Origin of the sequence: Blautia difficilis (assembly GCF_014297245.1) — a bacterium.
In the GTDB taxonomy this organism is placed as follows: Bacteria; Bacillota; Clostridia; order Lachnospirales; family Lachnospiraceae; genus Blautia_A; species Blautia_A difficilis.
Genome location: NZ_JACOQG010000048.1, coordinates 1 through 10298 on the forward strand (window position 1 = coordinate 1; position 10298 = coordinate 10298).

Genomic DNA, 10298 nt, shown 5'->3' on the forward strand with positions numbered 1-10298 from the left:
AATATTTTAGGTGAATATGATGCAAATACAATGTCAGGAAATCCGGATGCAACTTTAGGTTCTACAAATATAGCTAAATTGTTTGTTTTATTGCTTTTTAAAAAATTATGAATATAATATTCAATAAAATCTTCAACCAAATCCAACTCATCCCCTTGAGTTGATGGTCGTGTATACAATCCTATATCTTTAATATTATGATCAAACATCAATATCCTATCCATTGTTACATTTCACCCTTTTCAATCTCTCTTTTGCACTTTTTATAGAAACAATTATAACAATCCCGCCTTTAAAAATCAATCACTCAAGGCTTCTTAAAATAAACATAACTAGTATTTTTTCATCCCCACTCTACCTCCACTCTCCCATCATCATACACATATATTCCGGACACATATTCTTCCAGCATTTCTCGTGTTAGCTTCTCATAGCCTAAATACTTCAACATTTGCTCCACCGGAACATTCTTTTTCATCAGGATGTCTTTCTCAGCGTTTATCAACTCAGCCAACTCCTGCACACGCTTCTGCAGTCGTTCTTTTTTTTCTTCCAGCTGCATCTTTGCTTCCATGAACTGTTTCTGGTTCATCTGTCCCTCGTGATACTTCTCATAGTTCTGTCGGTTCTGAATCTTTATCTGCTCCTGACGTTTTTCGCAGTCTGCACTTTCCATCTTATAGGCTTCTATACTGTCCTCATGCTGTTTTCTCATAGATTGCTGCATCTGTTCTTGGCTGATATTCTGACGTAAGTAAGCCTTTATTTCTGCCAGCACGATATACTCCAGCATTTTGTTATCCGCTTTCCCGGCAAAACATCCTGTATCTTCTTTTCCTTTACTGTAAGCACAGCTATAAAGGATATGACCATGAACCGGACTGCTTGAAGTCAAGCTTCTGCGACAATTTCCACACTTCACATAGCCACCTAACAGTGTTGTTTCCCTGTCAAATTTACTTTTCTTTGTGTATCTGATCTGCAGGGACTGTGCTTTTTCAAAAACTTCTTTTGATACGATCGGCTCATGGTGATTTTCCATCACTTTCCACTGATTTCTCGGCACTGGTACTTCTTTCCCTGTTCCGGGATCTGGAATCTTTGTCTTTCCATAGACCATACAGCCTATATAAGTCTTATCATCCACAATCTTCCGTATCATATCACTCGTCCACTGCAATCCTCTTGATGCAGCTTTCTTGCTGTCTGATTTCTGTCGTCTGCTCATAGACTGCAAGGGAGTCAATACACCCTCTTCATTGAATAACTTACAAATCTCTATCTTGGAATACCGCTGATTGGTCAGTTCAAATACTCTGCGGATTACTTCCGCTTCGTCCTCTACAATCACCAGTTCTTTCTTATTTTCAGGATTGATTCGATACCCATACGGTGCAGAGCCACAGCAATACTCACCTTTTCCTCGTCTGGTACTGACTGCCGCTTTTACCTTTACGGACTGGTCTTTCACACAAAAATCTGCTATCAGTCCTTTAAACTGTACTTCAATATCCGAACTCTTTCCCTTATAATCTTTAGAATCATATCGGTCTGAGATAGAAATGAATCGTACTCCCAGGAATGGAAAAATCTGTTCCAGATAAGTTCCCATCTCAATATAGTTTCTGGCAAAACGTGAAAAATCTTTTACTACAATACATTGCACTTTATTCTCCCTGGCAAGTTCCAGAACCTGCTTAATTGCCGGACGTTCCATACTGGAACCAGAATATCCATCGTCGTAGAACTCCTGAAAGGGCATAGCCACCAGTTCAGGAATATTGGAAATATAATCTTTTACCAGTTTTCTCTGATTAATAATGCTGTTACTTTCTCCCTCTGAGTCATCTTCCATGGAAAGGCGGTAATATCCAATAATCAGTTTCTGATCACTCATGTTCTACCGCCCCCTTAAACTCGAAGTTGATTTCCAGTCTGCCATCACCATATAGATACATACTTTCAATCAAGCTCTCCGCAAGTTCCGCATTGATTCTGGTTGTCACATCCAATTCCAGCAGACTTCGTAAAAATCTGGCTTCTTCTTTCTGCTGTTTTCCCAGCTTTTGTATGGTATGCTCCAGAGTTCTCTTTCTCTCTTCGCAGAATGCTTTCCAGTTATTACGGTCATCTTTCATTTCTATATAGACTTCTTTGGAAAGTTCACCCTCTTTATATTGCATGAATGCCTGTGCCAGTTTTTCTGAACGTCTTTCCATATCTGCATCCAGTTTCCTGATCTCTGCTTGAATTTCTTTGATTTTGGAAAGAAATACCGCACTGCTTATAGCAGACATATCCTTTTTCCGTAAGCCAGATAACTGAAACTGTCTGGTCAGCTCCGAACGGACAATTTTCTGCAATTTATCTTCAGAAATAGATTTCTGCCTACATTTTCTTTCATCCCGATACCAGGCAGCATTGCAAAAGTAATACACATTGCCTTTGCATCTACGTGTACACATTTTCCGCTTACAATCACCACAATAGAATACATTGTAAAATGCTCTTTCATCATCCTCCCATCCTTCTGTAGTTTTTGTTGCTTTCTGTTGTGCTGCTTTTAACCTGATCTGTGCTTTGTCAAACAGTTCTCTGCTGATAATCGGCTCATGAGCATTTGGCGTAATAATCCACTGACTTTCGTCCAATATGTCACACCATTTTTCACCTCTTTGAAATCTGGATTCGTATTTTCTCTGAACCAGATCACCATAATAATTATTTCGATTTAAAACCGCACGTATCGAAGAATTTCCCCACTGGTGAAGATTCTCTCCATCCTGACAGTACACATGATGATATTGGTTATAGTCCGAAATCCGATGTACCCCATCTTCAAACAGCCTGTCAATAATACTCTGTATACCATCTCCAGAAGCATATTCTTCAAAAATCCTACGGACAATCTTTGCAGATTCCGGTTCCACAATCAGCTTATAAATCCCATTTACCTTTTCCACACAATATCCGTATGGAGCTGTAGATCCCACATATTCACCATTTTTCTGTACAATACGTTTCGCAGCCCGTTCTTTTGCAGAAATGTCTTTCGCATAAGCATCATTCACCAGATTTTTGATATTCATAGATAATTCCTGATTCTTAGCACCAGGTGCATATGAATCATAGTTGTCACATACAGAAATAAACCGTACTTTCATAAAAGGAAGAATCTTTTCCAGATAGTTACCAGTTTCGATGTAATTTCTTCCAAATCGTGAGAAATCCTTTACCAGAATACAGTTTATTTTACTTGCCCTGACATCATTCATCATCCGTTCAAATCCCGGTCGGTCAAAAGATAGGGTTAGATAACGATACTTTTGAAAATACAAGAAAATCAATGTTTTTCGAGCAACGGACAAGCAGGTATTGTACTAAAAACTGAATAACGTACCGCACAGGCGACGTTACCTTATCCCAACAGGGAAACAAGGAACGCCGCTATTTTTTTACCCTCATGTTACGCAGTAGGGGCAAAAAGAGCCTTGCTACACAAGGCTTTGCGGGTGCGGTTTACGCAAAGTAAGGGATTGATACCTAAACCCTCAAAATCGCTGTTCTACTGCGTAACAAATATGAAGCAAAGGAGTTGATGAAGCTATGGCAGTTTTCCGCGTGGAGAGAAACACAGGATATACGGTTATGAGCAACCACCATTTACGCAACAAGGAACTTTCCCTAAAAGCAAAAGGGCTGTTATCGCAAATGCTGTCCTTGCCGGAGGATTGGGACTATACCCTTGCGGGACTGTCCTATATCAACCGGGAAAAAATCGACGCTATCCGCGAAGCTGTCCGGGAGCTTGAAAGAGCCGGATATATTCAGCGTTCAAGGGAGCGCGACGAGAAAGGACGCTTGCGGGGAACTGATTACATCATCTATGAGCAGCCGCCTAACTTGGATTTACCTACATTGGAAAATCCAACATTGGGAAATCCAACATTGGAAAATCCTACGCAGGAAAAACCTACGTTGGAAAATCCAATGCAATTAAATAAAGATATACAAAAGACTGACTTATCAAAAAAAGAAAAATCAAATACGGATTTATCAAGTAACCATTCCATTCCTATCCTTTCCCCTAACCCCTCTCCTTTGAGGGAGGAAACGGCAGAGCCGGAACGGAAAGGAACGGAAGCGGCAGACGCATACAGCGTGTATGAGGAAATCATCAAGGACAATATCGAGTATGAGCATTTTATCAAGCATACCGGCATTGACAGGGAACGCTTGGACGAGATTGTGTCCCTTATCCTTGAAACTGTCTGCACCAAACGAAAGACAATCCGTATCGCCGGGGACGATTATCCGGCAGAGCTTGTCAAAGCAAAGTTTATGAAGCTCAACAGCAGCCACATTGAATTTGTCTTTGACTGCATGAAAGAGAACACCACGAAAATCCGCAACATCAAGCAATATCTGAAAGCGGTACTTTTCAACGCACCCAACACCATAGACAGCTATTACACCGCCCTTGTTAATCACGATATGTACGGCGGCTATTAAAAAACAGGAGGATTTTAATATGGCACAGAAAACAGGAGCTTTGATTTTTGATGAAACGGCAGACCGTTACGACATTCGCTTTGACCTTAACGATTACTACGGAGGATTGCATTGTGGGGATTGCCTTGAAGTGTTTGTACGCGGCAAATGGAAGCCGACCCGCATGGAGTACGGGGACAACTGGTATCTTGTTGGTGTGAGGGCTTCGGATTTGAACGGGCTGCGGGTGCGTATCTAAAGGCGGCATGAAAAATGTACGCCTTATTTTTATGCCCCGAAGCTGCACACCACCCTAACCAAACCACGAAAGGAGGGATTTCATGCAAGATGAAGTCAACGAAAAAGTTGTATCTTTAGCAATCAAAACATCTAAGCTGACTGCCGAAGTGCTGCAAAAGGCTATGAAAGCCCTGCTTGCCAAAGGCAAAGGGCAGCTAACCAAAGCCCCGCATGGGAAAATCACTATGCGGCAGCTTATGAAGCCGGGGGAAAAAGTTTCCAACATTGAGATTACCGACCAAAATATCAAAGCCTTTGACCCTATCGCAAGGAAAAACGGACTTGATTACAACGTCAAGAAGATTGAGAACGGCAAGCCGCCGACCTACCTTGTTTCTTTTAAGGGCAAGGATATTGACGTTATGACCGAAGCGTTTCGGGAATTTACCGCAAAGAAATTAGGCAGGGATAAAAAGCCCTCTATCCGCAAGCTGCTTTCCACTCTGAAAGACAAGGCGGCAGCACTGAACGCACAGAGGGACAAAGTGAAGAAAAAGGACAGGGAGGTATCGCTATGAAGCCGGAACTTAAAAAGCTGCTTATCCTAAATGCCCCCTATCTGCTCTTTGTCTATCTCTTTGACAAAATCGGACAGGCGGTGCGGCTCTCTCCGGGAACTGACCTTTCCGGCAAGGTGCTTTCCCTTGCAGACGGCTTTTCCGCTGCCTTTGCAAACCCGCTTCCGAGCCTTGCCCCTATGGATTTGCTTATCGGTATTGCGGGGGCTGTCCTTATCCGGCTTATGGTGTACTTCAAAGGCAAGAATGCGAAGAAATACCGAAAAGGTATCGAATACGGTTCAGCCCGTTGGGGCAACGCCGAAGATATAAAGCCCTATATTGACCCGGTATTTCAAAACAACGTGCTACTGACACAGACGGAACGGCTTACTATGAACAGCCGCCCGAAGCAGCCGAAGTATGCAAGGAATAAAAATATCCTTGTTATCGGGGGAAGCGGCAGCGGCAAGACGAGATTTTTTGTGAAACCAAACCTTATGCAGTGTACAGGAGAAAAAGGTACGAACTGTATTCCAGTAAGCTATATCGTAACCGACCCGAAAGGTACAGTTTTAGTCGAGTGCGGAAAGCTCTTACAGCGTAGCGGGTATCGGATAAAGGTGCTGAATACAATCAATTTCAAGAAATCCATGCGCTACAATCCCTTTGCCTATCTCCGCAGCGAAAAAGACATTTTGAAACTGGTAAATACCATTATTGCCAACACCAAAGGGGACGGGGAAAAAGCCGGGGAGGATTTTTGGGTAAAATCGGAACGGCTCTTTTACTGCGCCCTTATCGGCTACATTTGGTACGAAGCCCCGGAGGAAGAAAAGAACTTTACGACGCTGCTTGAAATGATAAATGCCAGTGAAGCCCGCGAGGACGACCCGGAATTTCAGTCCCCCGTTGACCTCATGTTTGAACGGTTGGAGGAAAAAGACCCGGAACACTTTGCCGTCCGGCAGTATAAGAAATTCCTGTTATCTGCGGGAAAGACACGAAGCTCTATCCTCATTTCCTGCGGTGCGCGGCTTGCCCCTTTTGACATTAAGGAGCTGCGCGACCTTATGGAAACCGACGAAATGGAGCTTGACACCATAGGCGACCGCAAGACCGCCCTGTTTGTTATCATCAGCGACACCGACGATACTTTTAACTTTGTCGTGAGTATTCTTTACACGCAGCTTTTCAATCTCCTTTGCGACAAGGCAGATGATGAATACGGCGGCAGGCTGCCCGTCCATGTGCGCTGTCTGTTAGACGAGTTTGCAAATATCGGGCAGATACCGAAGTTTGAAAAGCTCATAGCCACTATCCGAAGCCGGGAAATCTCCGCGTCGATTATCTTGCAGTCGCAAAGCCAGTTAAAGGCAATCTATAAGGACAACGCCGATACCATAGTCGGCAACTGCGACACCACCCTTTTCTTGGGCGGCAAGGAGAAAACCACCCTCAAAGAAATGTCGGAAATCTTGGGGAAAGAAACCATTGACAGCTTCAACACTTCCGAGAACCGGGGGCGCGAGGTATCGCATGGACTGAACTATCAGAAGTTAGGCAAGCAGCTTATGACGGAAGATGAAATAGCGGTTATGGACGGCGGGAAATGTATTTTACAACTTAGAGGGGTGCGCCCGTTCTTTTCCGATAAGTACGACATTACAAAGCACCCCAACTATAAATATCTTTCCGACTATGACAAGAAAAATACTTTTGATATGGAAAAGCATTTAAGGCGCAGACCCGCCCTTGTGAAGCCGGACGAAGTATTTGACTACTACGAAATCAGCGAAAGCGATTTGCAGGAGGACACCGACCATGAATAGACGTATCAGAAAGAAAAAGGACAAGAAAATCACAGAAGCCATAAACGGGCTTGTTTTGATTGCTGAACGACGGGAACAGCAGCGGCAGGCTGCTATCCGGCAGTTTGTGAAACGGTGTGAAGCCCTGTATGAGCAGCAGCGAACAGAAAGGAGGAATTGACGCAGTAACAAAGAAAAAGACAACTTGCATGATACGCGCCCCTACAAAAATTCCTATCGCCCACACTGACAACTGAATACCGCCGCGCGGCAGACATTTAGGCAGCGCGGGGACTTATGACCGCGGCAGTTTGAAAACTGACCGCCGTTTTTTATGCCCTTTTACGGGCAAGCCGCATTTGCGGCAGAAAGGAGTTTTATGGAATTTTTCAACAGCGCAATCGGCGTATTACAGACTTTGGTTATCGCTCTTGGAGCAGGACTTGGCATTTGGGGCGTTATCAATCTCTTAGAGGGATATGGAAACGACAATCCGGGCGCAAATGCTCATGTGCGGTAAAGTAATAAAAAGATTTAGGTAGCCGCCTTAACTATTCCTAAATAAGATAATATGCACAGTATTTTCTCGTAAATAGAAAATAAATTATTGCATTTTACCAATTATTATGTTAAAATGACAATGTAACAAAGAGCTATGTATTTTTAAGGAAAGGGAGGAACTTATGAATTTAAGAAAATCTATTTTAGCACTTTCAGTAGTAGCTGGAATTGTAGCTGCTCCAATGACTGTATTTGCCGCTCATACTCATAGTTGGGGTTCTCCCCAGTACTATGGATATGAAGATGAAATGCCTGGTATATATGATGACTGGGATAAATGTGCGACACGTCATGTATATAATTACAAACAATGTTTAATTTGTGGAGAAGTAAGCATTTATGAAGTTGAGACGATTGAAATGTCTCACAAATGGGTGAATGGTGCATGTGTATATTGCAACAAAGGTTACGCGAAAGAGATAAATTAACATAGTATCATTACCGGCAAGTTTATGATCAAAAAATAGAAAGCATTGAGAATATTTCAAAATTTCTTGAAAGTACTCTCAGTGCTTTCTTTGATAATATGAAAGGAGAAATAAATGCAAAAAAAACAACTTTCTGTATTAGTACTAATTATTTTATGCTTTTTATTAGGATGTAACAGAGAAACACCAAAAGATGAATCTCAACAAAATTATGAAGATGAATCTAATATTTCTAAAACAAATGGAGAAGAACTTGTAAATATAAACAGTGAATTGTTAGGTTCGACTCCTTTTGATATCCAAATCGATAAAACAGCATTGCAGACTAGAAAAGAAACAGAAACAGAAGTTACAATAAAGACAAATTTAACAGACTGGGGTTATACTGTTTCTTCTGAAAAAGGGAAAATATCTGATATAAATAAAAATTCATTCATATATATAGCACCTAAAGATGAGAGGGATGATACTATAAAAATACAATTATCGGACTATGAAAATGGCATATCATATGAATATACAATTCCACTTATTTTTGCGGGAAACAATGAACATTCTTTAGATAAATTCAAGGAAAATCTTTCAAGATTACCTAATAGTTAGTAAAGAGTCGATAGACTAAAGTACCACCATCCTCTTTTATTTCAACTGAATATCCATCCCGCCGCACCGCAGCGGCACATGAAGCAGTAAATCCGAAAAAGATTTGCTGCTTTTTTTGCGTCCATTTTTGGCAAATTTCCAAAAGTTCCGTATTAGACAGTGAAACCAAAAAAGGCTGCCATTTTTTTCAGACAGCGGGCAAAACGCAGCTTCCGAAACGCCTTATTGTCGGGAAAGACCGAGCCGCCGGAAAAGTTCTTGCCGGAAAGTCCGTCCATTCTGCTCTTTTGTGGTTTGTAGGGAGTAAGGGAAAAACGCCAGCCCGCAGCCTTTTATAAAAAAAGCTGGTTATAGATTTTCTGAAAAAGTGGCAGTAGCAAGTGAACGGCAGGCCGGCAGTTTCTTAGAGCAAGTTTCTACCACGGTGCCAAAATCCGCAATTCTGCGGTTTTGCCCCTCGCGGGAAACTTGTTGGGGAGTGCCTTCCCCAAACCCTGCTATGCGGCTTACGCCGCAAAAATATTTCTGTCCGGCAGACAGGAAATGCCCCGAAAATAGCTAACAGACCAGCCCATTTTTTGTGATAAGTGAAAGGAGGTTTACAGCCCATGCCGAAGCGATACAACACCCCCCACCGCAGCCATGTTGTGAAAACCCGGCTGACCGATGAAGAATACGCCGACTTCACAGAACGGCTTGCGCCCTATGGTATCAGTCAGTCCGAATTTCTCCGGCAGGCCATCCGGCGCACTACCATACGCCCCGTACTCCATGTGTCGTCAGTCAATGACGAGCTGCTCTCCGCTGTCGGGAAGCTCACAGCCGAGTACGGCAGGATTGGCGGCAATCTCAACCAGATTGCCCGCACCCTCAACGAGTGGCATAGCCCCTACCCGGCTATGGCAAAGGAATTGCGGGAAGCGGCCGCCGACCTTGCCGCCCTCAAGTATGAAGTCCTAAAGAAAGTAGGTGACGCCGTTGGCAACACTCAAGCATTTAGGCTCTAAGAACGCCGACTACGGAGCCGCCGAACAATACCTGCTCTTTGAGCATGACGAATTTACTATGAAGCCCGTCCTTGATGAAAACGGCAGGCTTATCCCCCGTGAGGATTATCGCTTGTCCACGCTGAACTGCGGCGGCGAGGATTTTGCCGTTGCGTGTATGCGCTCCAATCTCCGCTATGAGAAAAATCAGCGGCGGGAGGATGTGAAAAGCCACCACTATATCATCAGCTTTGACCCACGGGACGGGCCGGACAACGGCCTGACCGTAGACCGGGCGCAGGCGTTGGGGGAGCAATTCTGTAAAGAGCATTTCCCCGGCCATCAGGCCCTTGTCTGCACCCACCCGGACGGGCATAACCACAGCGGCAACATCCATGTGCATATCGTCATCAACTCCCTGCGGATTTATGAAGTCCCGCTTCTGCCCTACATGGACAGACCAGCCGACACACGGGAGGGCTGCAAGCACCGCTGCACCAACGCCGCTATGGAATATTTCAAGAGTGAAGTCATGGAGATGTGCCACCGGGAGGGGCTTTACCAAATCGACCTCTTGAACGGCAGCAAGGAACGGATAACAGAACGGGAATACTGGGCGGC

The 10298-nt window shown here is 43.6% G+C and carries 14 protein-coding genes; 10 read left to right on the forward strand and 4 right to left on the reverse strand.

Annotated features, from left to right (window positions below; all coding sequences use genetic code 11):
• The 3 genes from H8Z82_RS15935 to H8Z82_RS15945 all read right to left on the reverse strand — a co-directional run.
• Nucleotides 1-224, reverse strand: a 224-nt coding sequence (locus H8Z82_RS15935) for a hypothetical protein (RefSeq protein WP_330608016.1), incomplete at its 3' end; no start/stop codon positions are given.
• Nucleotides 225-343: 119 nt separating this feature from the next.
• Nucleotides 344-1897 (reverse strand): recombinase family protein, encoded by a 1554-nt coding sequence (locus H8Z82_RS15940; protein ID WP_118520127.1) that lies wholly within the window; start codon nucleotides 1895-1897, stop codon nucleotides 344-346.
• The gene (locus H8Z82_RS15945; RefSeq protein WP_319017622.1) at nucleotides 1890-3368 is read right to left on the reverse strand and encodes a recombinase family protein; all 1479 of its coding nucleotides are present in this window, start codon (nucleotides 3366-3368) and stop codon (nucleotides 1890-1892) included. The genes H8Z82_RS15940 and H8Z82_RS15945 overlap by 8 nt, the downstream gene beginning before the upstream one ends.
• Nucleotides 3369-3606: 238 nt before the next feature.
• Here H8Z82_RS15945 and H8Z82_RS15950 point away from each other — a divergent pair, with 238 nt between their 5' ends.
• The 8 genes from H8Z82_RS15950 (at nucleotide 3607) to H8Z82_RS15985 (ending at nucleotide 8691) form a co-directional block, all read left to right on the forward strand.
• Nucleotides 3607-4512 (forward strand): DUF6017 domain-containing protein, encoded by a 906-nt coding sequence (locus H8Z82_RS15950; protein WP_118520125.1) that lies wholly within the window; start codon nucleotides 3607-3609, stop codon nucleotides 4510-4512.
• Nucleotides 4513-4531: 19 nt separating this feature from the next.
• Nucleotides 4532-4750 (forward strand): DUF5348 domain-containing protein, encoded by a 219-nt coding sequence (locus tag H8Z82_RS15955; RefSeq protein ID WP_074139000.1) that lies wholly within the window; start codon nucleotides 4532-4534, stop codon nucleotides 4748-4750.
• An 82-nt stretch (nucleotides 4751-4832) separates the two neighbouring features.
• Nucleotides 4833-5309, forward strand: a complete 477-nt coding sequence (locus H8Z82_RS15960; RefSeq protein ID WP_074142335.1) for a PcfB family protein — start codon at nucleotides 4833-4835, stop codon at nucleotides 5307-5309.
• Nucleotides 5306-7120: a VirD4-like conjugal transfer protein, CD1115 family gene (locus H8Z82_RS15965; protein ID WP_118520123.1), complete on the forward strand. Its 1815-nt coding sequence runs from the start codon at nucleotides 5306-5308 to the stop codon at nucleotides 7118-7120. The genes H8Z82_RS15960 and H8Z82_RS15965 overlap by 4 nt, the downstream gene beginning before the upstream one ends.
• Entirely contained in the window at nucleotides 7113-7280 is a 168-nt protein-coding gene (locus H8Z82_RS15970) for a hypothetical protein (protein WP_165488128.1), read from the forward strand. The genes H8Z82_RS15965 and H8Z82_RS15970 overlap by 8 nt, the downstream gene beginning before the upstream one ends.
• Nucleotides 7281-7478: 198 nt before the next feature.
• Nucleotides 7479-7619 carry a Maff2 family mobile element protein gene (locus H8Z82_RS15975; RefSeq protein ID WP_044929254.1) on the forward strand — a complete coding sequence of 47 codons (141 nt, stop codon included), beginning with the start codon at nucleotides 7479-7481 and terminating at the stop codon, nucleotides 7617-7619.
• Between the two features lie 163 nt (nucleotides 7620-7782).
• The gene (locus tag H8Z82_RS15980; protein WP_002569240.1) at nucleotides 7783-8088 is read left to right on the forward strand and encodes a hypothetical protein; all 306 of its coding nucleotides are present in this window, start codon (nucleotides 7783-7785) and stop codon (nucleotides 8086-8088) included.
• A gap of 114 nt (nucleotides 8089-8202) precedes the next feature.
• Nucleotides 8203-8691 (forward strand): hypothetical protein, encoded by a 489-nt coding sequence (locus H8Z82_RS15985; RefSeq protein ID WP_002569239.1) that lies wholly within the window; start codon nucleotides 8203-8205, stop codon nucleotides 8689-8691.
• Nucleotides 8692-8843: 152 nt separating this feature from the next.
• Here the strand turns inward: H8Z82_RS15985 and H8Z82_RS17630 are convergent, their stop codons facing one another.
• Nucleotides 8844-8969, reverse strand: a complete 126-nt coding sequence (locus H8Z82_RS17630; protein ID WP_007037420.1) for a hypothetical protein — start codon at nucleotides 8967-8969, stop codon at nucleotides 8844-8846.
• Between the two features lie 330 nt (nucleotides 8970-9299).
• Here H8Z82_RS17630 and H8Z82_RS15990 point away from each other — a divergent pair, with 330 nt between their 5' ends.
• Together H8Z82_RS15990 and H8Z82_RS15995 are read left to right on the forward strand one after the other, a co-directional pair.
• On the forward strand, nucleotides 9300-9698 hold the full coding sequence (locus H8Z82_RS15990; RefSeq protein WP_001126628.1) for a plasmid mobilization protein: 399 nt from the start codon (nucleotides 9300-9302) through the stop codon (nucleotides 9696-9698).
• A partial coding sequence (locus H8Z82_RS15995) for a relaxase/mobilization nuclease domain-containing protein (RefSeq protein WP_186995674.1) occupies nucleotides 9670-10298 on the forward strand: 629 nt, incomplete at its 3' end. The genes H8Z82_RS15990 and H8Z82_RS15995, both read left to right, overlap by 29 nt.